A 21,550-nucleotide genomic window follows, 5' to 3' on the forward strand; every position below is an offset into this window, starting at 1 on the left:
TAGCTTCGCAAGCTTCACTCAGAGGGAGGAAAAAATGAGGAAACTTCTGCTCGCATCTTCCGCCGCCGGCCTACTTGCCGCGGCGGCCAACGGAACGGCTTTCGCCTGCGACCCGGACTTCAGCGGGGTGGAACTGACCGCCACGACCCAGACCGGTCCCTACATCGCTTCGGCCCTTCAGATTGCCGCCAAGGGCTGGGAAGAGAAAACCTGTGGCAAGGTGAAGGTCGTCGAGTTTCCCTGGTCCGAACTTTATCCGAAGATCGTGACCTCGCTGACCTCCGGCGAGGATGCCTTCGACGTCATCGCCTTTGCGCCGGCATGGGCGCCGGATTTCACCGACTTCCTCGCCGAAATGCCGGCCGACATGCGGCAGGGTGCCGCCTGGGAAGATATCGCGCCGGTCTATCGCGAACAGTTGATGGTCTGGAACGGCAAGGTCCTGTCGCAGACCATGGACGGCGACGCCCACACCTATACCTATCGCATCGATCTCTTCGAAAATCCCGACAACCAGAAGGCGTTCAAGGAGAAATACGGCTACGACCTGGCGCCGGCCAAGACCTGGAAGGAGTATCTCGACATTGCCGAGTTCTTCAATCAGCCGGCGAACAATCTCTGGGGCACCGCGGAAGCCTTCCGCCGCGGCGGCCAGCAGTTCTGGTTCCTCTTCAGCCATGTGGCTGGCTATACGAGCCATCCCGACAATCCGGGCGGCATGTTCTTCGATCCGGACACAATGGACGCGCAGGTCAACAATCCCGGCTGGGTCCGCGGCCTCGAGGAGTATATCCGCGCCTCCAAGCTTGCGCCGCCGAACGCGCTCAACTTCTCCTTCGGTGAAGTGAACGCTGCCTTTGCCGGCGGACAGGTCGCTGAATCGATCGGCTGGGGTGACACGGGTGTTATCGCCGCCGACCCGAAGCAGTCGAAGGTGGCCGGCAAGGTGGGCTCGGCGCCGCTACCCGGCGTGGACGAGATCTATAATTATAAGACGAAGAAGTGGGACAAGTTCGATCAAGTCGTGCAGACCTCCTTCATGGCCTTCGGCGGCTGGCAGGCAGCCGTCCCGAGCTCGTCCACGAAGCAGGAGGCCGCCTGGAACTATATCCAGTATCTGACGAGCCCCGAAGTCTCGGCGCAGGCTGCGATTACCGGCGGCACGGGGGTCAACCCGTATCGCCTCTCGCACACCACCAATCTCGAACTCTGGTCAAAGATTTTCTCGGATCGTGAGGCGAAGGAATATCTCGGCGCCCAGAAGGAAGCGGTCACCGCTAAGAATATCGCGCTCGACATGCGTCTCCCCGGTTACTTCTCCTATACGGAGGTGCTCGAGATCGAACTCTCAAAGGCCCTTGCCGGCGAAGTAACGCCGCAGCAGGCACTCGATACGGTGGCCGAGCAATGGAACAAGCTGACGGACGAGTTCGGCCGCGACAAGCAGCTTGCTGCCTATCGCTCGTCGATGGGCCTGCCGCAAAAATAAGGATCAATGCCCGCTCCGGTGTTGTCCGGAGCGGGCCTTGATACGGGGGCGTCGGGCAGTCGGCGCCCCTCTTTCGCAGTGCGTTCCCCGGCTTTGGGCATGGGGTCTCGAGAAAGGCATTCGAATGTCGCAGGTCCGCCTGGAACAAGTCACCAAATCCTTCGGCAGCGTTACGGTCATCCCGCCGCTCGATCTTTCGATCGCCGACCGTGAGTTCGTCGTTCTCGTCGGCCCTTCCGGCTGCGGCAAGACGACGACGCTTCGAATGATCGCGGGGTTGGAGACCGCGTCTTCCGGCACGATCCGGATCGGTAAACGCGATGTCACAGACATCAGGCCCGGTTTGCGCAACTGCTCGATGGTGTTCCAGAACTACGCCCTCTATCCGCACATGACGGTCGCCGAGAACATCGGCTACGGCATGAAGGTTCGCGGCACGTCGAAGAGCGACATCGAAAAATCCGTGGCGGAGGCCGCCCGTATTCTGAACCTCGGCGCCTATCTCAACCGCAAGCCAAGCGCGCTCTCCGGCGGCCAAAGGCAGCGCGTCGCAATCGGCCGGGCTATCGTGCGCCAGCCGGACGTTTTCCTCTTCGACGAGCCGCTGTCGAACCTCGACGCGAAACTCCGGATCGAAATGCGCACCGAGATCAAGCTTCTCCACCGGCGGCTGCAAACGACAGCCGTCTATGTGACACACGACCAGGTCGAGGCAATGACCATGGCAGACCGCGTCGTGGTGATGAACCAGGGGCGCATCGAACAGGCTGCCGACCCGATCACGCTTTATGAAGCGCCGGCCAATCTCTTTGTTGCCGCCTTCATCGGTGCGCCGAGCATGAATTTCATCGACGGCATTGTCGAACGCGGCGAAGCGGGGCTCTCGTTCCGGGCGCCCGGCGAAGTCGCCTTTCCACTTCCGGAAAATCTGGCGGCGAAGCTTGGTTCCCATATCGACGAGGCGGTCGTGCTCGGCATCCGGCCCGAGCACACGATTGCAACCGCCGCGGATCTCCCGAAGATCAAGCTGCATGTGCGCGATATCGAGCCGCTCGGTCCCCACACGCTGGTGATTGGAAGGGTAGGGTCAGCCTCGTTCACCGCCCAAGTGCACGCCGCGGCGCGCATCGCACCGGACGACTTGATCGAAGTGCCCATCGACATGGCGAAGGTTCATTTCTTCCTGAAGAATACGGGAGAAGCCGTCGGGCGGTGAAGGTGGTGTGCCCCGGCGCCAGCCGCGCAGCCAAGGGCATGATCCGGAAATCACTCCTGTCTCTCCATGGCCGAATCCCGAAATAGCTGGGATATTGTCTTCGCAGCAGATGGATGAGGAAGCCCAATGGCCGAACTCAGAGTGAAGACGAGGCAGACCGGCGCTACCGCGACCGTTGGGCGAACGGGTTTCCCGCATGTGACCTCCGTCACCGGCGGTACGCTCGACATCGTCACCAGCCCATCGCAGGCCGGCTTCGGCCCTCTCGACCTTCTCTACGCCTCGCTTGCCAGCTGCCTGGTGCTCAGCGCGCGGATTGCCGCAAGCCGTTTCGGCGTGCTCGACAGAGTGGTGGAAATATCGGCCAAGGTGACCGGCGAGAAGGCGCAGGACGAACCGTCGCGCGTGGCGCGCTTCAGTACCGAATTCGTTATCAGAGGCGATTTCGACGATGCGGTGCGGCATGCAATCGCCGAAGCGGCGGAAGAGGAAATCTGCACGGTCAGCAATACGCTGCGCGGCAATCCGGAATTCGCTAGCCGCGTTTCCGGATAACATAGAGGGAACAGCTTCTCGATGACATCGCGTTCGGTCTATCATTTCAATTCGATCATTGCCCGGGAGCCGGCGCGCTCCGTTGTCGACGGCTTGCGTGCGCAGTATCGCGGCAGCCCGAGCTATGCGGGCGTCAAGGCCGAACACGACGCCTACTTGGCGGCGATGCGCGCGGCCGGTGTCGAGGCGACGGTCCTGCCGGCGCTCGAGGCCTTCCCGGATTCGATCTTCGTCGAAGACCCGGCGCTGGTCTTCACGGAGGGCGCGGTCGTTCTGCGCCCGGGTGCCGCCACGCGTGTCCGGGAAACCGAAGAGATCGCGCCGACGCTCCGCGACCTGTTCGATACGGTCCTCGATCTGCCGACGGGCTACGCGGATGGCGGCGACGTGCTTACGACGCAGGAAAGCGTGATGATCGGTCTTTCCGCCCGCACGGACCGGGCTGGGGCCGAGGCGTTGCAGGCGTGCTTGGACGAGCTTGGCCGCAAAAGCAAGATCGTCGAAACACCGGAGGGAGTCCTCCACTTCAAGACCGATTGCTCTCTGCTCGACGAAGAAACGGTGCTCTCCACCAATCGCCTGGCGCGCTCGGGCGTCTTTCAGAATTTCCGGCAGATGCTCATTCCCGAAGGCGAGGAGGCGGCCGCCAATGCACTTCGCGTCAACGAGGTGGTGATGGTCGGCGCCGATTTCCCGCGCACGATCGAGATGCTCGACAAAGCCGGCTACAAGGTCGTTGCCTTGAAGACGACCGAAATCGGAAAGATCGACGCCGGGCTTTCCTGCATGTCGCTGCGGTGGTTCAGCCGCGGAAAAGGTGGATGAAGGCGTGCCGCTCGGGTCACGATCGTCGCGGGTAGGCCAGCCCTCTGAATTGTCCGTATGGGCGCGATCTGCTATCATTTTAGCGTTGGCTAATGCGGCTGAACACAGCCGCACGCCGATAGCATGACAACCATGAACGCGATCCGGGAGAACGGCCATGAAACGGCTTCTGACGGCTGCTGCCATTGTGGCGGCGAGCAGTTTGGTCGCAGGGCAGGGCGCAGCCGCCGACGACGCTGCGCTGATCAAGAGCGCTGAATCCGCAGCACCCGCGGCCGTCGCAAGCGGCGCTGCCGTCCACGCCATGGATGAGAAGGGCACCATGCGCACCCTGAGGGAGGGCACCAACGGCTTCTGGTGCATGCCGGACAACCCGGTCACGCCTGGCCCCGACCCGATGTGCGGCGATGCCAATGCGATGGAATGGGCGATGGCATGGATCGGCAAGAAGGAGCCGCCCAAGGGCAAGGTGGGCTTCATGTACATGCTGGCCGGCGGCACCGATGCGAGCAATACCGATCCTTATGCGACGAAACCCGAAGAAGGCAACAACTGGGTGCAGACCGGCCCGCATGTCATGATCGTCAACGCGACGGACATGATGCAAGGCTATTCGACGGACGCCAAGCCGGATACGTCCAAGCCTTATGTCATGTGGGCGGGCACTCCCTATGCCCACCTGATGATCCCGGTAAAATAGCGATGGCGAGTACGCCGCGGGCGCGAACGAGCGCCCGCAAATGGCGGCTCTGACAGCCGGTGCTTGGGCTATTGTCGGTCAGGCGAATTGGCTGGCATTTGCAACAGTCGACTTCCTCTGCACCGCCACCCCGCCACTGGTGCGGCGCGCTCGGCACGCCGCGATCCCTGCCAGCAGCATTGAAGAACACGTCCGGATTGAGCCGCGCCCGCGGAACAAGCAGGGCGATGGTCCGTTTATTTGCGGGCCCAAGGGCACCATGAACGCAGTTCGGTCGAGCGATAAGCCTCCGTGTCGGTGCACACGCGAGGCTTCGCTATGTTAAACGAATCCTGTTGCGGAGCCTCCTATGGAAGACTTCCTACTGTTCGCGGCGGTCGGGTTTCTGGCTCAGGCGGTCGATGGTGCTCTTGGAATGGCCTATGGCGTGATCTCCTCGACGGTGCTCCTCGCCTTCGGCGTGCCGCCGGCGCAAGCCTCGGCATCGGCCCATGCTGCGGAACTCTTCACCACTGCCGCCTCCGGTTCGGCCCATCTTTATCACCGCAATATCGACTGGAAACTGTTCCGGCGGCTCGTGCCCTTCGGTGTCGGGGGCGGGATTATCGGCGCCTTCGTCCTCACCTCGTTCGATGGCGACCAGGTTAAGCCATTCGTCACAGCCTATCTCGCCATTATAGGAAGCTGGCTGTTATATCGGTCGTTTCATCGTATTCCGACGAACCCGGTGAAAATGCGAATTGTCGCGCCGCTCGGCGCGACTGCCGGATTCCTCGATGCGGCAGGTGGCGGCGGCTGGGGTCCCGTTGCCACCACCGGGCTGCTCGGCGCCGGCGGACAACCGCGCTTCGTCATCGGCACCGTCAATGCGAGCGAATTCCTGATTGCGCTTTCGGTGTCGCTGAGCTTTCTCGCCATGATTGTCACCGGCCACTGGGAGGAAGCAGGCGATTTCCGCGACTATCTGGCATCGATTGGCGGGTTGATCGCCGGAGGCGTCTTGGCGGCACCGCTGGCCGGTTGGATGGTCAAGGCGCTGAAGGAGAAGACACTCCTGCGGCTCGTCGGAATTCTGATCACCCTTCTGGCCGGCTACCAGACCCTTGAGCTGACTGAAGTGCTGTGAAGTCCGTGTATTATTTGGCAGGCGAGAGGTCGCCAAACACCGTGGGAATCAGTTCCGATACCGTGGGGTGAATATGCATGGCGCGGCTGATCGTCGTATAGGGCCGCTTCGCATACATCACGTCGAGGATGCTCTGGATGGCCTCGTCGCCGCCCGTGCCGAGGATCGAGGCGCCGAGGATCTCCTGCGTGTCGGCGTCGACAATGACTTTCATGAATCCCAGCGTCTCGCCCTTCTCGACGGCACGGCCGACGCGGGTCATCGGCCGAGTGCCGATCAGCAGCTTGCGGCCGCTCCGGCGCGCCTCGGTCTCGGTCATGCCGGCGCGGCCGAGCGGCGGATCGATGTAGAGCGCGTAGGTCTGGATGCGATCGCTGACCCGGCGCGGGTCCTTGTCGATGAGGTTCGCAGCGACGATCTCGAAATCGTTGTAGGACGTATGGGTGAAGGCGCCGCGGCCGTTGCAGTCGCCCATCGCGAAAATATGCGGCACGTTGGTGCGCAGCATGTCGTCGACCTCGATGTATCCGCGTGCGTCGGTCTTGACCCCCGCCTTGTCGAGGTCGAGATCGTCCGTATTGGGTCGGCGGCCGGTGGCAAGCAGCACGTCGGAGCCGATGACTTCCGGGGGGCCCGATGTGCAGTCGACCCCGGCGGCAACGCCGTCGGCGTGCCTGGCGAAGCGGATGCATTCGGCGTTGAGACGGATGTGGATTCCCTCCTGTTCGAGGATGTCGCGGATCGCATCCGAGACATCCTCGTCTTCGCGCGCGATCAGGCGAGCGCCTTTTTCGATAACGGTGACTTCGGAGCCGAAGCGACGGAAGATCTGCGCGAATTCGAGACCGATATAGCTGCCGCCGATGATGATCAGATGCCGGGGCAGGTGGGTCAGCTCCATAATCGAGCTGTTGGTGAGATAGGGGACCTCGTCGACGCCCGAGAAATCCGGGATAGCGGCACGTCCGCCGACATTGAGGAATATCTGCTCGCCGGAAAACCGCTCCTCGCCGATGCGGATCTCGGTTGGGCTTTCGAAGCGCGCATGGCCTTCCAGCACAGCGCAGTTCTTCATGCCCTTGAGCCAGGATTCGATACCCGATCGGGAATCCAGACGGACTTTTTCCTTGCGCGCCATGACCCGGGTGAAATCGACCGAGACAGGGCCGGTCGTCATGCCGTATTCGGCACCGCGGCGCGCCGTGTGGATCGCATAGGCGCTCGCGACCATCGCCTTGGTTGGCATGCAGCCGGTGTTGACACAGGTGCCGCCGAAGAGCTTGCGCTCAATGAGCGCCACGGTTTTGCCGGCTTCCGTCAATCGGCCGGCGAGCGACGGCCCGGCCTGGCCGGCGCCGATGATGATCGCATCGAAATGCCTGCTCATGACGAAACCACCCATAAGGCCAGCAGAATAGCGACGAGGTCTTCGAGAAGGGCAATCGGCAGATCCTTGCCGCCGATCATCGCGACGAGCCGCTTGCGCGCTTGATAGCCGCCAAGAGTGCCGATGATTGCGCCGATAACGCCGGCAATGGCGCCTCCGACCAAACCGCCGCCGGCCGTGCCGATGACTGCCCCGCAAAAGCCGCCGCTGACGATGCGGGCGCCGAATTGCTGCGGCACGGTGCGGCTCGGCGTGCTCGGCAGCTGGTCGGTGACATATTCGACGAGCGCCAGCAGGCCGAAAATATAAGGCGTGAAGCGGTAGCCCATGAAGGCCGCCCAGCTGTTGGCAATCGGCAACCAGCCAATCGCGGCGGCGATGCTGACGGCCGCCGGCGCGGTCATCGCCCTTAAACCGGCAACGAAGCCGATGAGAAGCGCTAGGACATAGACGGTCATCACATCTCCGACTGCGTTTTTAAGGATCTGCGGGCAGCTGGTGCGGATATGCGTTGGCTCAGGCCACCTCGGCTCATGCTGGCATTCTGAAATGACGAAAGTGGCGATCAGCCCTCGCCGGCTACGGAGAACTGCTGTTAAGGGAGGCCCTGTGAGAGAGTGACCGACTTCGCCACCGATTGCAACCTGATAGTACGTGCTCGGACCTCAGTCGCCTCGAAGCTCAACCGCAAGTAACTATAGGCCCGTTGCCCTGTTCTTTGTGGAACCCTGACATATATGGATGCTCTAACCGGACGCAGCGGAGAGCCGTGGCGGCTGCGATCAATGAGGGAGACAATCATGCGCCTGACCCTGATGAACACAGTTATCGGCACCGCTCTAGCCCTTGCTCTGAGTACCGCCGCGGCAAACGCCGACGTCGTGGTTTCCTCCAAGATAGACACGGAGGGCGGCGTTCTCGGAAACATCATTCTCGCCGTGTTGAATGCCAACGACATCAAGACCACCGACCGGGTCCAACTCGGCGCTACGCCTGTCGTCCGCAAGGCGATTACGGCCGGCGAAATCGACATCTATCCCGAATACACCGGCAACGCCGCCTTCTTCTTCGAGAAGGCAGACGATCCCGCCTGGAAGGATGCGGCCAAAGGCTACGAACTGGCAAAGAAGCTTGACTACGATGCCAACAAGATCGTCTGGCTGACGCCGTCGCCGGCCAACAACACTTGGGCGATCGCTCTGCGCAAGGAGGTGATCGAGAAGAACAGCCTCAAGACGCTTTCCGACTTCGGCAAATATGTCAGCGACGGCGGGGAGGTCATCCTGGCGGCCTCCTCCGAGTTCGTGAACTCCGCGGCTGCCCTGCCGGCTTTTCAGACCGCCTACGCCTTCACGCTGAAGCCGGAGCAGCTCATCACGCTGTCGGGCGGCGATACGGCTGCGACCATCGCCGCGGCGGCAAACCAGACGAACGGTGCCAATGCGGCGATGGTCTATGGCACCGATGGCGGCATTGCGCCCTCCGGCCTCGTCGTCCTTGAGGACGACAAGAACGTGCAGCCGGTCTATCAGCCGACGCCGATCATCCGGGAAGCCGTTCTGAAGGAGAATCCGAATATCGAGACTCTCCTGAAGCCCGTCTTCGAAAAGCTCGACCTCGTCACGCTGCAGGAACTGAACGGCCGCGTGCAGGTGGGCGGCGAACCGGCGAAGGCGGTTGCGGAGGATTTTCTGAAGAAGAACGGCTTCCTGAAGTAGGCTGACGAGAAAGGCCTTGTCCGACGCTGGATCGGACAAGGCCTCGCGAAAAGTGCGTCGAGCGGATCATTTCATGGCGATCGGTGTCATCCGGGAAACAGAGCGCAGACCCCTCCCTTTCGATAAGCTCGGCGTGATCATTGCGGCTCTGGCGCTTTACGGTGCGTTCCTTGCGCCCTTCGCGACATTCCGGGCAAATCGCATCGTCCAGGGGGAGGGAAAGGCGATCCTGGAAGCTTTGCCGCCATCCCTCGGCTACGGGCTTCTTGCCGTTGTGATGTTTGGTGCCATCGTTGCGGTTCTGAGAACCTCCGTCCTCGTGCGCATGGCGGCCGCCTTTGTGGCGCTCGTCGCGCTCTGCTTTCTCGTCGGCCGTGCCGCCGGCAGCCTGGCGCCGGCGGACAATGCCTATGCCCGCGTCTCGCCGGCCTCGGGCTTCTGGGTACTCGTCCTTGCCTTTGCGCTTCTGGTCGCCGATGCGTTGACGAGGTTGAACCCCGGACCCGGCCTCCGGCTTCTATTCCTCGCGGGGGCCTTGGCGCTCATCGGCGCAATGCTCGCCACCGGCCAATGGGACGGCCTGTCGATTCTCAAGGAATATGCGAGCCGGGCCGAGACGTTCTGGGCAGAGGCGGGCCGTCACCTGACGCTGGCGCTCGGATCGCTCGCCGTGGCAACCGCCTTCGGACTGCCGCTCGGCATTCTCTGTCACCGCGTCGATCGGCTGCGGGCGGCCGTCTTGAATGTCCTGAATGCCATCCAGACTATTCCGTCGATCGCTCTTTTCGGCATCCTGATCGCCCCGCTCGGCTGGGTTGCGACGCATGTTCCAGGCGCTCAAGCGATCGGCGTCCGTGGCATCGGCGTCGCTCCGGCCTTCGTCGCGCTCTTTCTCTATTCGCTGCTGCCTGTCGTCGCCAATACGGTCGTCGGCCTCGCCGGCGTGCCGCGCGCCGCCAACGACGCCGCACGCGGGCTCGGCATGACTGAAGGGCAGCGGCTCGTCCGCGTCGAGTTTCCCTTGGCGTTTCCGGTCATTCTTGCCGGCATCCGTATTGTGCTCGTCCAGAATATCGGGCTTGCCACCATCGCCGCGCTGATCGGCGGCGGCGGCTTCGGCGTCTTCGTCTTCCAGGGCATCGGCCAGACGGCCATGGATCTAGTGCTGCTTGGTGCCGTGCCGACCGTCTTGCTCGCTTTTATGGCAGCGATCGTCCTCGACGCGCTGATCGAAGTGACGGGTCCGAAACACAGCCGGGGCAAGGCCGCATGATCGAATTTGACCGCGTAACAAAGCGATACGATGAAACCGAGGTGGTGAGCGATGTTTCGCTCACCGTCATGCCGCATACGATCACCGTCATCGTCGGGACATCGGGCTCGGGCAAGACCACGCTGATCAGAATGGTCAACCGCCTGGTCGAGCCGACCTCCGGCATGATCCGGATCGACGGCGAGGACAATCGCCTGGTGCCGGAATTCGAACTGCGCCGCCGGATCGGCTATGCGATCCAGGGCCACGGCCTCTTCCCGCACCGCACGGTCGCCGAGAACATCGCCACCGTGCCGACGCTGCTCGGCTGGGAAAGGGCGCGCATCAGGGCCAAGGTCGAAGAGCTGCTGACGCTCTTCCAGCTCGATCCGGAGTTTTTCGGACCGCGCTATCCGCACGAGCTCTCCGGCGGCCAGCAGCAGCGCGTCGGAGTCGCGCGGGCGCTTGCGGCGGAGCCGAACCTGCTCCTGATGGATGAGCCCTTCGGTGCGCTCGACCCGATCATCCGTGCCAAAGCGCAGGACGACCTGCTCGCCATCCAGAAGCATTTCGGCACGACGATCATCCTCGTCACCCACGACATGGAGGAGGCTTTCCATCTCGCCGACCGGATCGCCGTCATGGACAAGGGCGAAGTGGTGCAGCATGGAGCGCCGGCCGAGATGCTGGTGCGCCCCGCAACCCCCTTCGTCGAGGAACTGATCGGCGCCACGGAAAGGCCATTCCGCCTGTTGGCCATCGAGACGGCAGGCGACGCCGTCGAACCCGGCGCTGCGGAGGGCACGCCGATCCCGGAGGGCTTGAGCCAACGCGAGGCGCTTTCCGAACTCTTGTGGTCCGGGCGTTCCGCTTTGCCGGTTGCGGCGGCGAACGGCTCCATCCTCGGCAAGATTAGCCTCGACGGCCTCGTCAAACGTGCCGCGAGGCCACGGTAATGCCATCGCTCCCGACGCTCCTGCGGCTGGCGGTATTCCTCGTCCTGCTGGCCTTCCTGCTGCAGCCCGGCTTGTTCGAGCCGCTGTTCGAGCCGCTAGTGCAGGAGAATGCACCGGCGGTCTACAATCGGGGCAGCCTCTTCTGGCTGACGCTCCTCCATCTTCGAACCGTGCTCGTCGCGACTTTGGCCGCGACGGTGGTTGCCGTGTCGCTGGCGATCCTCGTGACGCGGGAGGTGGGTGCCGAATTCCTGCCGCTGTCGCGCAGCCTCGTGAATATTGGCCAGACCTTCCCGCCGGTGGCGGTGCTGGCGCTCTCGGTGCCGATCTTCGGCTTCGGCGAGAAGCCGACGCTGATCGCGCTTTTTCTCTATGGCTTGCTGCCGATCTTCGAGAATGCCCTGACGGGGCTGACGACGCTGCCGCTCGCGGTGATCGAGGCGGCGCGCGGTGCAGGCATGACCGAACGCCAAAGGCTTCTCCAGATCGAGCTTCCCCTGGCGCTGCCGGTGATCCTCACCGGCATCCGGCTTTCGGTTGTGATCAGCCTCGCGACCGCAACGATCGGCTCGACCGTTGCCGCCAAGACCCTCGGCGAAGTCATCATTGCCGGCCTGCAGTCGAACAATCTCGCCTTTGTCCTGCAAGGCGGCCTCATCGTTGCGGCGCTCGCCGTGCTCATTCACGACATGCTTCAGGCCCTGGAGCGCACGCTCGCGGGACGCACCCACGCATAGCTCCGGATTGTCGATCCGGAGAGCTCCTCCGCCCGGGAACCGCCTAGTGGCGTTGATGAAAATGAATTTCACATTTTCTCGGAATGTTCGAATTTTTGTTGACGTGCTGAAAATTCTATCCCAGTCTACGAAAATAAATTACGAAACGGGAACGGCATCAGCATGAAAGTCGGGATAATCGGACTCGGATTCCGTCTCGGATATCTGGGCTATGTCTTCAAGGCGATCGACGACAGCTTCGAGATCGCCGGCTATGTCGACCCGGCCCCCGCCGGTATTGCCACGCTTGCGGAAAAGGGCATTTCGGCGGGAACGGCCTATGCGACGCCCGAGGAACTGATTGGGGGCGAGAAACTCGACCTCTTGATGATCGGCTCGCCGAACCACATGCATCTCGAGCATATCCGCATCGGCCTTGAAGCCGGCCTCAAGGTCTTTTGCGAAAAGCCGATCGTCAGCACGATCGAACAGAGCGTCGACCTTGCCGCGCTTCTCGCAAGACATGGCCACGACCGGCTGATGGTGGGCCTCGTGCTGCGCTATGCGCCGATGTACCGGGATCTTCGTGCCGCGCAGGCAGCCGGAACCCTCGGCGAGATCGTGTCTATCGAGGCGGCCGAGCATATCGAACCCTATCACGGCGCATTCTTCATGCGCGACTGGCGGCGTTACGGACGCTATGCCGGCAGCTTCATGCTCGAGAAATGCTGCCACGACCTTGACCTCTATAACGGCGTCGTCGGCGCCCGGCCGGAACGGGTGGCGAGTTTCGGCGGCCGCAAGAGCTTCACCCCTGCCAATGATCCCGCGCGCGACGGCGTCAACGATCTGCAGCTATTCCACCGCAAGCCGAGCGGCTGGCTCGGCTCCGACAAGGTCTTCGACAGCGACGGCGACATCATCGACTATCAGGTGGCGATCATCGAATACGCCAACGGCGTGGCGATGAACTTCCACACCAACCTCAACGTGCCGGACCAGTTTCGCCGCTTCTGCGTGATGGGATCGCGCGGCATGGCGGAGGGCGACTTCATCCGCGGCTATCTCGACGTCCACGAGGCGCTCTCCGGCAGGAAGGTCGTCGAGAAGAAATATGCCACGGAGACGGCGCTCTCGCAGCACTATGGTGCGGATGAGCAGATGGCGGCCGAGATCGTCGCCCACGTCAAGCACGGCGGCCCGCTGCCGGTCTCGCCCCTCGATGCGCTGGAGGCGGGCATTCTGGCGCTCTCCATGGACGAGGCGCGCATGAAGCGGCAGGTCATCGATCTCCGGCCGCTCTGGGACCGCTTCGACGAAGCCCTGCACGCCCGTGCGGCCTAGCGGGGGGAGGGGCATGAGTGTTCGCCGCAGCACCGTCATCTTCGCCTGGTTCCTGCTTCTTCCGGCCGTTCTCTACGTGACGGTGATCGTCGCCTATCCGCTGGTCGATACATTCATTCTGTCGTTTACGGATGCCTCGCTCAAGAAGACCACCAAATGGGTCGGCACGGCCAATTACGACAAGATTTTCAACGCTACCTTCGCGGAAGTGATCATCCGCACCTTCGTATGGACCGCCTTTTCGGTGGCGATCAAAATGATCATCGGCACCTTCGGCGCGGTCATGCTGAATGCCGCCGTGCCGGGGAGGGCGCTGTTCCGGGTGCTGACCATGCCGCCCTGGATCGTACCGATGGCGATCGGCATCTTCATGTGGGGCTGGATGTATAACGGCCAGTTCGGGATGATCTCCGGCCTGCTGCAGAACCTGGGGCTGGTCAGCGGCCCGGTCGCCTTCCTGGCGCACGGCTCGACGGCCTTCTGGGCAACGATCATCACCGATGTCTGGATCGGCGTGCCGCTGGTGACCCTCTATATGCTCGCTTCGATGCAGGCGATCCCGCAGGACCTCTACGAGGCCGCCTGGACGGACGGGGCAGGGCGCTTTTACCGTTTCCGCCGCATCACCCTGCCGCTGCTCGTGCCGTCGATGATCACCATGTCGATGCTGTCGCTGATCGCCACCTTCAACTCGTTTGACATCATCTGGATCCTCACCCAGGGCGGGCCGAATGGCGACACGACGACGATGATCATCGACACCTATCGGACGGCGATCGGCTCAAAGAAATACGGGGAGGGGGCGGCGCGCGCGGTGCTGATCTGCATCTTCCTGTCGATCTTCTGCATCACCTATTTCCGCGTCACCCACCGCCTTGCCTCCGGAGAAAGCCGATGAGCCAGCCGGCCATGATCAACCGCTATCGCTGGTACGAGCTCGCCGGTATCTATGCGGGGATCTTCGTCTTCCTGAGCTTCATTCTCGCGCCCTTCGTCGAAGGCTTCCTAGTGTCGTTGAAGCCGCTCAGCCTGCTATTTTCCTCGCCCTATCGCTTCTGGCCGGAGAACGGCTCCTTCGAAGCCTATCGGACCATGTGGGTGAGCGTGCCGGGATTTGCCCGCTACATCTTCAATTCGTTCCTTGTTTCCTTCATCGTCACGGCTGTCGTGCTGGCGCTTGTCGTGCCGGCTGCCTACGCCTTCGCGCGCTTCAGGTTCCGGGGCAACGGCGCCTTGCTCGGCGCCTTCCTGGCGGTCAACATGTTTTCGGGCGCCGTGCTGCTGATCCCGCTCTTTCGGCTGATGCGCAGCATGGGCGTGCTCAACACCTATTTCGCGATGATCGTGCCCGGGGTCGCCTTCCTCATTCCCTCGGCGATTTGGCTCTTGCGCACCTATATGCTGCGCATCCCGCGCGAATTGGACGAAGCGGCCTTCGTCGATGGCGCGAGCCATTTCTATACGCTTCGCCGCGTGATCCTGCCGATTGCCATGCCCGGCATCACCGTGGTCGCGATCACCACGTTCATCGGCTCCTATGCCCAGCAGTTCATCTTCGCGCTGACCTTCAACTCCAAGACCGAATACATGCCGCTGCCGGTCGGGCTCTTCGCTTATTTCGGCCGCCAGGAGGTCGTCTGGAACGAGTTGATGGCCGCCAGCTTCGTCGGCATTGCACCGGCGGTGATCGTCATTTTCTTCCTTCAACGCTATCTCGTCAGCGGCCTGACCGCCGGCGCGGTGAAACAATAAGCAACCACCAGAGAACGGGAGTCTTACAGTGACCATCGCTTACAAAACCGCGTTTCTTGCGCTTGCCCTGCTCGGATCGACCGCGCTCGGCAGCGTTGCCGCACAGGCCGCCGACCAGGAGATCAGCTGGATCTATTGCGGCGACAAGATCGACCCGATCCACGAGAAATACATCAAGGAATGGGAAGGCAAGAACCCCGGCTGGAAGGTGACGCCGGAAGTCGTCGGCTGGGCGCAGTGCCAGGACAAGGCGACGACACTTGCGGCGGCCGGCACGCCGGTCGGCATGGCCTATGTCGGATCCCGCACGCTCAAGGAATTCGCCGAGAACGAACTGATTGTTCCGGTTCCGATGACCGAGGAAGAGAAGAAGAGCTACTATCCGAACATCGTCGACACGGTGACCTTCGAGGGAACCCAGTGGGGCGTTCCGATCGCCTTTTCGACAAAGGCTCTTTACTGGAACAAGGACCTGTTCAAGCAGGCCGGCCTCGACCCGGAAACCCCGCCGAAGACCTGGGCTGACGAAATCGCCTTCGCAAAGCAGATCAAGGAAAAAACCGGCATTGCCGGCTATGGTCTGCCGGCCAAAACCTTCGACAACACTATGCACCAGTTCATGCATTGGGTTTACACCAACAACGGCAAGGTGATCGACGGCGACAAGATCGTCATCGACAGCCCCGAAGTGCTGGCGGCCCTGCAGGCTTACAAAGACATCACACCCTATTCCGTCGAAGGGGGCACGGCTTACGAGCAGAACGAAATCCGGACCATCTTCCTTGATGGGAAAGTCGGCATGATCCAGTCGGGCTCGGGCGCCGCCGCCCTGCTGAAGGGGACGAAGATCAACTGGGGCATTGCGCCGCTGCCGCTCGGCCCCTCGGCCAAGGGCGAAGGCACGCTCTTGATCACCGACAGCCTGGCGATCTTCAAGGATACCGGCGTCGAGGAAAAGGCGATCGAATTCGCCAAGTTCATCACCTCTCCGGGTCCGCAGGGAGAGTACGAACTGCAGGGCGGCGCGGGGCTGACGCCGCTGCGCCCGTCGCCGAAGGTGGATGAATTCGTCAAGGCCGATGCATCCTGGAAGCCTTTGATCGACGGGATCGCCTATGGTGGACCGGAGCCGCTCTTCAAGGACTACAAAGGCTTCCAGAACACCATGATCGAAATGGTCCAGTCGGTCGTCACCGGCAAGGCAGAACCGGCCGATGCCTTGAAAAAGGCCGCTGCCGATCTCGAACAGTACAAGTAAGCCCGAGAGGACCGCGGGGCTCAGCTCCCGCGGTCCCTCCAATTCGCGGATAAGCCGCCTTCGCCGGCGGCCGGAGAGAGTGACTTGGGACAACTCAAACTCAACAAGGTTCAAAAATTCTACGGCACCTATGAGGTGCTGAAGAGCATCGAACTCGAGGTGAAGAACGGCGAATTCGTGGTCTTCGTCGGCCCCTCCGGCTGCGGCAAGTCCACGCTGCTTAGAATGATCGCCGGTCTTGACGAGACGACGGCCGGCGACATCGTCATCGACGGCAAGCGGGTCAACGACCTGCCGCCGGTCAAGCGCGGCATTGCCATGGTCTTCCAGTCCTACGCGCTCTATCCGCACATGACCGTGTTCGAGAACATCGCCTTTCCGCTGCGCGTGGAAAAGATGGCGGAGGAGAAGCTCAAGGCGAAGGTCGAGCATGCGGCGCGCATCCTCCATCTCGACCAGCGGCTGCAGCAGAAACCGGGCATGCTTTCGGGCGGGCAGCGCCAGCGCGTGGCGATCGGCCGGGCGATCGTGCGCGAGCCAAAAATCTTCCTCTTCGACGAACCGCTCTCGAACCTCGACGCGGCGCTGCGCGCAGACATGCGCATCGAGCTTGCGAAACTTCACCGGCAACTGAGGGCAACGATGATCTACGTCACCCACGACCAGGTCGAGGCGATGACGATGGCGGACCGGATCGTCGTGCTGAATGCCGGTGAGATCGCCCAGACGGGCGCGCCGCTCGAACTCTATCACAAACCGGCCAACATCTTCGTCGCCGGCTTCATCGGCCATCCGAAGATGAATTTTCTGCCGGTCACATGCACCGGCCTGCGCGAGGACGGCGTCGAAATCGACTACAGAGGACAGACCGCTGTCCTACCGGTTACGCCCCGCAGCGGTATGGTTGGCCGTTCGCTGACGCTTGGCGTGCGACCGGAGCACATCCAGACGGGCTCCGCCGACCTGACGCTGGTGATCAACCCATCGGTCATCGAGCGCCTCGGAGCACACACGGTTGCCTACGCTTCGCTCGGCGGTGAGGGAGAGAACTATTGCGCCATGCTGCCGGGTACCGCCGTCATCCGCGCGGAAGAACAGGTGACGACCGGCATCCGCGCCGCTGACGGCCACCTTTTCGACGAAAACGGCGTGGCCTTCGAGCGTCGGGTCGAGATGACCGACATCGATCTGGCCCTCTTTGATCCGGCGGCCTGAGCGTGACCGTATCGATACGACTGCTCGGTCCGGACGATGTCGAGACCTTCCGGCGCATCCGGCTCGAGGCGTTGCGCACCGAGCCCGATTCCTTTGCCAGCAGCGTGGCGGATTGGGAAAAGCTTCCGGAGGGCGAATGGCGCCGGCGGCTGACCGACAATCCCGTCTTCGTCGCCTTCCGCAGCGACGAGCCGGTGGGCATCATGGGCCTGCTGCGGCAGAGCGCCAGCAGGATGGCGCATCGCGCCACCGTGGTCATGGTCTACGTGCATCGGAGCTTGCGCGGCAGCGGTGCCGCAGGGCTGCTGCTGGCGGCGGTGACCGACCACGCGCGGCATCAAGGCATCCGGCAATTGGAGCTGTCGGTCAGCGCCGAAAACGCGGCGGCAATTACCTTCTACCGCCGCGAGCGGTTCGAGGGGGTCGGCCGTATTCCCGGCGGCTGTATCCGCAACGGGCGGGAAGTCGACGACATCATCATGGTCCGGCGGATCGTCGATTGAGCCATGAGAGCCTGCGCATTCACAGCGTCGAATTCAGCGCGCCGCCGTCGAGCAGAAGGTTCTGGCCGACGATGTAGCCGGCATACTGGCTGCACAGGAATGCCGCGGCGGCGCCGAACTCGCTCGGCGTGCCGACGCGCCCGGTCGGGTTCTGCGCATATTCCTCGGCGCGAGCCTTATCGAGCGAAATCCCGCGTGCCTTGGCGGATTTTGCGAGCAGCGTTTCCAATCGCTCCGTGGCATGCGATCCGGGCAGCAGGTTGTTGATGATAACGCCGTGGCGGGCGACCTGACGGGCCGTTCCGGCAACGAAGCCGGTGAGCCCGGTTCGCGCCCCATTGGAGAGACAGAGTTCCGGGATCGGCGATTTGACCGAGGCCGAGGTGATGTTGACGATGCGGCCCCATTTCCGCTCGATCATGCCGGGAATGACGGCCTTCATGAGCAGGATCGGCGCCAGCATATTCGACCTGATCGCCTCCAGCCAATTGTCTTCGGTCACGCTCGACCAGTCGCCCGGCGGCGGTCCCCCGGCATTGGTGATCAGGATATCCGGACGCGGCTCCGCCCGCAGGAGCGCTTCGCGGCCGTCCTCCGTCGTGACGTCGGCGGCGACGATCCCGACCTCCACGCCATAATCCTTACTGATGGCGCTAGCCGTTTCGCGAAGCTGTTTCGGCTCGCGCGCGTTGAGCGTCAGGATGACGCCCGCCTCGGCGAGCTTTTCGGCGACGCCGCGACCCAGCCCCTTGGAACCGGCGCAGACCAGCGCCCTCTTGCCTTTGATACCCAGATCCATGCGATACTCCGATAGTTCTGTTTTTACGACTTGATTGGCAGACTGCCGAGGGCGCAGGGCGGCCTCATGCTCGCCGCGTGATGTCCGCTACCGCTTCCGAAAGGCGGGCAATCTCCTGCAGCGTTTAAATAGCTTACCGACGCCCTGGCGGTCTGGTCGAGCCCTTGCGCCATCATGTCGAGCGGCGTGCAGAGACGACGCCCGGATGCGGTTTCGCCATCAAGCCGCCCCGCGTTGCGGGGCGTGGGGATCGCTTGTGATCGGCCAGATGTCACGCCGCGCGCGCCGATAGGGCGTCTTTGCCGGATCATTGGGGTAGGGCGTTCCGGCCGAGCAGTAGAGGATTTGCGAGGCGATCTTCGAGAACGAGGCGTAAAAGTGGTTGGTCGATTTGACGATCAGGATCTTCTTCGCGCTCGGATCGATACCCATGACCAAGAACAGGCTCGGGTCGAAGCTTTGGGCGCGTGTCGAATTCAAGATGATGTCGATGCCGCGATACTGGATATGCGCCGCATCGCCGAAGGGCGCGATGCTCTCGCCGAAGCGCATTTCGGCATTGCGCACCAGCCGCACCACCCTGACGACGCCATCGATCGGATGGCCCGTGCCGGGGGCCGATTTCGCGCCGAAGCGCAAGGGGATTTCGGCGCCTTCGCCCGCCGCCATGCAGATCTGCACGGCCATCGGATCCCAGATGGTGCCGATCGCTGCATGCGTCACGCTGTTCGCGAGCAGTTCCTCGAGCACGACGGTCGCATCGCCCGCCGTGCCGCCGCCGGGATTGTCCCACATGTCGGCGATCACCACCGGCCCGGCGGGCGCGGCGATCGCCGCGGCGACCGCCTGCTTTTCGTCGATTTCCGGCATGCGGAAGGTGCCGCGCCTTTCGAAGAGTTCGAGGCCGAGTTCGCGGGCGAGCGCCTGGCCCTTCTTCGGGCGGCAGTCGGTGACGACAACCATCTTGGTGCCCATTTCCGGGACGTCGCCGGCCATGAAGCCGTGCACGACCGACAGCGACAGGACGTCCGGATCCTCGCGCTCGATCCGCATCAGCTTGTCGACGAAGCTGCGCATCGGTTCGCGCGACGTCGGGAAGACGTCGATCATCCGGCAATCGAACACTGACATGACCGGACGGACGCGCCCTTCGAGCGTGTCGACGGCAATGCGCCAGAGGTCCTCGGCGCGATCGACGAAATCCGTATGCGGAAATTCCTTGAAGAAGACAAAAAAATCGGCGGCCGCGACGCGCTTTGCGGTGAGATGGCTGTGCGGGTCGAGCTCGACGCAGACAAGCACGTCCGGCCCGACGATCTCGCGCACGCGCGTCAGGAGATCGCCTTCGGTGTCCTCGTAACCGTCGGCGACCATCGCTCCGTGCAGCCCGAGGACGACGGCATCGACAGGGAGGGCCGACCGCAGTTGCCCGAGGATCTCATCGCGCAACTCCTCGTAGGTTTGCCGGTTGACGAGGCCGGCGGGGTCCGCCCAGGCGGCCGTCCCCTCGATCAGCTGCCAGCCCTTCTCCGCCGCCACGCGGCGGCCGACGGTGATCGGCGCGGTGCAGAGCGTCGGCGTTTCCGGATGCTTGCCGGGAGGCGCATAAAGCGACGCTTCGAAGGCGCGCCTGTCGATGCAGATCGGAGAGAAGGTGTTCGTTTCGGTGGCCAAAGCCGCGGTAAAAATGCGCAATGCCGTCGCCTTCTCAATGACCCATCGGATTCGGCAGATAACCGGTGAAGCCAGAGATCTTCCACCGGCCTTCATGCAGCCGGCAATAATAGACCGTTTGCCACTTCAGGACATCGACGCTGCCGTCGGTCTTCCTGATCTCGCCATCGAACTTCTTGCGGGCGAGCGCCCGGTCGCCGTTGGTCTCGATATCCTCAAGCGTCGTGGTCGTGAAAATCGCCGCGCGCGCGTCTTCTGCGAAGGACTGCTCGGCAAAATCCCGGGCCTGGCGCAGCCACTCGTCGCGATAGGCAGCAAGCGACGGAAACGCCAGCCGCCAATCGTCAGGGCTTGCCGCCCGTTTTCCATCGATGCCGATGAAACCCTCTTCGACAAAATCGGCGGCCACCAGCGACCAGTCGGCGGCCAGGAAAGCGTCGATGTCGCGTGTCACCAGCATCTCCCAGATCTGATGCCGGGCGGCGTCGCTGACGGGGAAAGGATTCTGGAAGGGATTCCGCATGTGTTTCGCCCCTTATTGAAATTCTTTTCATGGATGGCGTTTTTCTCTGGCCAAAATTGACTTTCTGTGGTGATTTGTCAACGTAACGCGAAAATAATTTGCACAAGGTTCCTGATGTCTATCAAACGTTATGGCGCCGAAGAGATCGGGGCAGGCGGAAAATTGCTGCCGTTCGCGCGCGCTGTGGAGGCAGACGGCTGGCTACATGTGTCCGGGCAGGTTGCCATGGAAAATGGCGAGATCGTAGACGGCAATATCGTCGCGCAGACCCACAAGGCGATCGGCAATCTGCTGGCCATTTTGAAGGAGGCCGATTACGGTATCGAACACGTGGTGAGAGTCGGCGTCTGGCTGGACGACCCGCGCGATTTCTGGAGCTTCAACAAGATCTATCAGGAATATTTCGGAGCTCACCCGCCGGCACGTGCCTGCGTGCAGTCTTCGATGATGGTCGATTGCAAGGTGGAGATCGACTGCGTCGCCTATAAGCCCAAGGACGCCCGACATGTCGCGGGATGAGGAAAAGTGTGTGCGGATTTCCA

The 21,550-nt window shown here is 62.5% G+C and carries 22 protein-coding genes; 17 read left to right on the forward strand and 5 right to left on the reverse strand.

Annotated features, from left to right (window positions below; translation table 11 throughout):
• Positions 1-34: 34 nt before the first annotated feature.
• The 6 genes from ATC00_RS21520 to ATC00_RS21545 all read left to right on the forward strand — a co-directional run bounded on the left by ATC00_RS21520 (position 35) and on the right by ATC00_RS21545 (position 5,911).
• Entirely contained in the window at positions 35-1,489 is a 1,455-nt protein-coding gene (locus tag ATC00_RS21520; RefSeq protein ID WP_037384768.1) for an extracellular solute-binding protein, read from the forward strand.
• Positions 1,490-1,613: 124 nt separating this feature from the next.
• Positions 1,614-2,705 carry an ABC transporter ATP-binding protein gene (locus tag ATC00_RS21525; protein ID WP_064254330.1) on the forward strand — a complete coding sequence of 364 codons (1,092 nt, stop codon included), beginning with the start codon at positions 1,614-1,616 and terminating at the stop codon, positions 2,703-2,705.
• Between the two features lie 126 nt (positions 2,706-2,831).
• Positions 2,832-3,260, forward strand: coding sequence for an OsmC family protein (locus tag ATC00_RS21530; protein WP_064254331.1), 429 nt, complete (start codon positions 2,832-2,834; stop codon positions 3,258-3,260).
• A 21-nt stretch (positions 3,261-3,281) separates the two neighbouring features.
• The gene (locus tag ATC00_RS21535) at positions 3,282-4,085 is read left to right on the forward strand and encodes a dimethylarginine dimethylaminohydrolase family protein (RefSeq protein WP_064254332.1); all 804 of its coding nucleotides are present in this window, start codon (positions 3,282-3,284) and stop codon (positions 4,083-4,085) included.
• Between the two features lie 157 nt (positions 4,086-4,242).
• A complete protein-coding gene (locus tag ATC00_RS21540) occupies positions 4,243-4,785 on the forward strand; it encodes a hypothetical protein (RefSeq protein WP_064254333.1) in 543 nt (180 codons plus the stop codon).
• A 349-nt stretch (positions 4,786-5,134) separates the two neighbouring features.
• Entirely contained in the window at positions 5,135-5,911 is a 777-nt protein-coding gene (locus ATC00_RS21545) for a sulfite exporter TauE/SafE family protein (protein WP_064254334.1), read from the forward strand.
• Positions 5,912-5,921: 10 nt separating this feature from the next.
• On the opposite strand, the gene ATC00_RS21550 is transcribed toward ATC00_RS21545, so the two are convergent.
• Both ATC00_RS21550 and ATC00_RS21555 read right to left on the reverse strand, forming a co-directional pair.
• Complete coding sequence (locus ATC00_RS21550; RefSeq protein WP_064254379.1) at positions 5,922-7,298, reverse strand: FAD-containing oxidoreductase; 1,377 nt, start codon at positions 7,296-7,298, stop codon at positions 5,922-5,924.
• Positions 7,295-7,756, reverse strand: coding sequence for a hypothetical protein (locus ATC00_RS21555; RefSeq protein WP_064254335.1), 462 nt, complete (start codon positions 7,754-7,756; stop codon positions 7,295-7,297). The genes ATC00_RS21550 and ATC00_RS21555 overlap by 4 nt, the downstream gene beginning before the upstream one ends.
• 342 nt (positions 7,757-8,098) lie before the next feature.
• Between ATC00_RS21555 and osmF the strand changes: the two genes are divergently transcribed.
• From osmF to ATC00_RS21605, 10 genes are all read left to right on the forward strand, one after another.
• Entirely contained in the window at positions 8,099-9,016 is a 918-nt protein-coding gene (gene osmF, locus ATC00_RS21560; RefSeq protein WP_064254336.1) for a glycine betaine ABC transporter substrate-binding protein OsmF, read from the forward strand.
• Between the two features lie 73 nt (positions 9,017-9,089).
• Positions 9,090-10,289 carry an ABC transporter permease gene (locus ATC00_RS21565; protein ID WP_064254380.1) on the forward strand — a complete coding sequence of 400 codons (1,200 nt, stop codon included), beginning with the start codon at positions 9,090-9,092 and terminating at the stop codon, positions 10,287-10,289.
• A complete protein-coding gene (locus tag ATC00_RS21570; protein ID WP_064254337.1) occupies positions 10,286-11,224 on the forward strand; it encodes an ABC transporter ATP-binding protein in 939 nt (312 codons plus the stop codon). The genes ATC00_RS21565 and ATC00_RS21570 overlap by 4 nt, the downstream gene beginning before the upstream one ends.
• A complete protein-coding gene (locus ATC00_RS21575) occupies positions 11,224-11,961 on the forward strand; it encodes an ABC transporter permease (protein ID WP_064254338.1) in 738 nt (245 codons plus the stop codon). The genes ATC00_RS21570 and ATC00_RS21575 overlap by 1 nt, the downstream gene beginning before the upstream one ends.
• Positions 11,962-12,123: 162 nt before the next feature.
• A complete protein-coding gene (locus ATC00_RS21580; RefSeq protein WP_064254339.1) occupies positions 12,124-13,284 on the forward strand; it encodes a Gfo/Idh/MocA family protein in 1,161 nt (386 codons plus the stop codon).
• Positions 13,285-13,297: 13 nt separating this feature from the next.
• On the forward strand, positions 13,298-14,182 hold the full coding sequence (locus tag ATC00_RS21585) for a carbohydrate ABC transporter permease (RefSeq protein WP_064254340.1): 885 nt from the start codon (positions 13,298-13,300) through the stop codon (positions 14,180-14,182).
• Positions 14,179-15,036, forward strand: a complete 858-nt coding sequence (locus ATC00_RS21590) for a carbohydrate ABC transporter permease (RefSeq protein ID WP_064254341.1) — start codon at positions 14,179-14,181, stop codon at positions 15,034-15,036. The genes ATC00_RS21585 and ATC00_RS21590 overlap by 4 nt, the downstream gene beginning before the upstream one ends.
• Positions 15,037-15,064: 28 nt before the next feature.
• Entirely contained in the window at positions 15,065-16,294 is a 1,230-nt protein-coding gene (locus tag ATC00_RS21595) for an ABC transporter substrate-binding protein (RefSeq protein WP_064254342.1), read from the forward strand.
• A gap of 84 nt (positions 16,295-16,378) precedes the next feature.
• Positions 16,379-17,509 carry an ABC transporter ATP-binding protein gene (locus tag ATC00_RS21600; protein ID WP_064254343.1) on the forward strand — a complete coding sequence of 377 codons (1,131 nt, stop codon included), beginning with the start codon at positions 16,379-16,381 and terminating at the stop codon, positions 17,507-17,509.
• 2 nt (positions 17,510-17,511) lie between these two features.
• A complete protein-coding gene (locus ATC00_RS21605; RefSeq protein ID WP_064254344.1) occupies positions 17,512-18,012 on the forward strand; it encodes a GNAT family N-acetyltransferase in 501 nt (166 codons plus the stop codon).
• 19 nt (positions 18,013-18,031) lie between these two features.
• Here ATC00_RS21605 and ATC00_RS21610 read toward each other — a convergent pair whose 3' ends face one another.
• The 3 genes from ATC00_RS21610 to ATC00_RS21620 form a co-directional block, all read right to left on the reverse strand.
• Positions 18,032-18,811, reverse strand: a complete 780-nt coding sequence (locus tag ATC00_RS21610; protein ID WP_064254345.1) for an SDR family oxidoreductase — start codon at positions 18,809-18,811, stop codon at positions 18,032-18,034.
• 219 nt (positions 18,812-19,030) lie between these two features.
• Positions 19,031-20,506: a M81 family metallopeptidase gene (locus ATC00_RS21615; RefSeq protein ID WP_064254346.1), complete on the reverse strand. Its 1,476-nt coding sequence runs from the start codon at positions 20,504-20,506 to the stop codon at positions 19,031-19,033.
• A gap of 13 nt (positions 20,507-20,519) precedes the next feature.
• Positions 20,520-21,008: a hypothetical protein gene (locus tag ATC00_RS21620; protein WP_064254347.1), complete on the reverse strand. Its 489-nt coding sequence runs from the start codon at positions 21,006-21,008 to the stop codon at positions 20,520-20,522.
• Positions 21,009-21,122: 114 nt separating this feature from the next.
• Between ATC00_RS21620 and ATC00_RS21625 the strand changes: the two genes are divergently transcribed.
• A complete protein-coding gene (locus ATC00_RS21625; RefSeq protein ID WP_064254348.1) occupies positions 21,123-21,527 on the forward strand; it encodes a RidA family protein in 405 nt (134 codons plus the stop codon).
• Positions 21,528-21,550 lie beyond the last annotated feature (23 nt).

The sequence above is a fragment of the Sinorhizobium americanum genome (assembly GCF_001651855.1).
In the GTDB taxonomy this organism is placed as follows: domain Bacteria; phylum Pseudomonadota; class Alphaproteobacteria; order Rhizobiales; family Rhizobiaceae; genus Sinorhizobium; species Sinorhizobium americanum.

What these genes read in the sequence shown, in the direction of transcription:
- ATC00_RS21575 (WP_064254338.1), top strand. Translation starts at nt 11,224, where the DNA reads ATGCCATCGCTCCCGACGCTCCTGCGGCTGGCGGTATTCCTCGTCCTG.
- ATC00_RS21525 (WP_064254330.1), top strand. Translation starts at nt 1,614, where the DNA reads ATGTCGCAGGTCCGCCTGGAACAAGTCACCAAATCCTTCGGCAGCGTT.
- ATC00_RS21610 (WP_064254345.1), bottom strand. Translation starts at nt 18,811, where the DNA reads ATGGATCTGGGTATCAAAGGCAAGAGGGCGCTGGTCTGCGCCGGTTCC.
- ATC00_RS21590 (WP_064254341.1), top strand. Translation starts at nt 14,179, where the DNA reads ATGAGCCAGCCGGCCATGATCAACCGCTATCGCTGGTACGAGCTCGCC.
- ATC00_RS21540 (WP_064254333.1), top strand. Translation starts at nt 4,243, where the DNA reads ATGAAACGGCTTCTGACGGCTGCTGCCATTGTGGCGGCGAGCAGTTTG.
- ATC00_RS21530 (WP_064254331.1), top strand. Translation starts at nt 2,832, where the DNA reads ATGGCCGAACTCAGAGTGAAGACGAGGCAGACCGGCGCTACCGCGACC.
- osmF (WP_064254336.1), top strand. Translation starts at nt 8,099, where the DNA reads ATGCGCCTGACCCTGATGAACACAGTTATCGGCACCGCTCTAGCCCTT.
- ATC00_RS21555 (WP_064254335.1), bottom strand. Translation starts at nt 7,756, where the DNA reads ATGACCGTCTATGTCCTAGCGCTTCTCATCGGCTTCGTTGCCGGTTTA.
- ATC00_RS21520 (WP_037384768.1), top strand. Translation starts at nt 35, where the DNA reads ATGAGGAAACTTCTGCTCGCATCTTCCGCCGCCGGCCTACTTGCCGCG.
- ATC00_RS21620 (WP_064254347.1), bottom strand. Translation starts at nt 21,008, where the DNA reads ATGCGGAATCCCTTCCAGAATCCTTTCCCCGTCAGCGACGCCGCCCGG.
- ATC00_RS21625 (WP_064254348.1), top strand. Translation starts at nt 21,123, where the DNA reads ATGTCTATCAAACGTTATGGCGCCGAAGAGATCGGGGCAGGCGGAAAA.
- ATC00_RS21570 (WP_064254337.1), top strand. Translation starts at nt 10,286, where the DNA reads ATGATCGAATTTGACCGCGTAACAAAGCGATACGATGAAACCGAGGTG.
- ATC00_RS21565 (WP_064254380.1), top strand. Translation starts at nt 9,090, where the DNA reads ATGGCGATCGGTGTCATCCGGGAAACAGAGCGCAGACCCCTCCCTTTC.
- ATC00_RS21535 (WP_064254332.1), top strand. Translation starts at nt 3,282, where the DNA reads ATGACATCGCGTTCGGTCTATCATTTCAATTCGATCATTGCCCGGGAG.
- ATC00_RS21550 (WP_064254379.1), bottom strand. Translation starts at nt 7,298, where the DNA reads ATGAGCAGGCATTTCGATGCGATCATCATCGGCGCCGGCCAGGCCGGG.
- ATC00_RS21545 (WP_064254334.1), top strand. Translation starts at nt 5,135, where the DNA reads ATGGAAGACTTCCTACTGTTCGCGGCGGTCGGGTTTCTGGCTCAGGCG.
- ATC00_RS21585 (WP_064254340.1), top strand. Translation starts at nt 13,298, where the DNA reads ATGAGTGTTCGCCGCAGCACCGTCATCTTCGCCTGGTTCCTGCTTCTT.
- ATC00_RS21580 (WP_064254339.1), top strand. Translation starts at nt 12,124, where the DNA reads ATGAAAGTCGGGATAATCGGACTCGGATTCCGTCTCGGATATCTGGGC.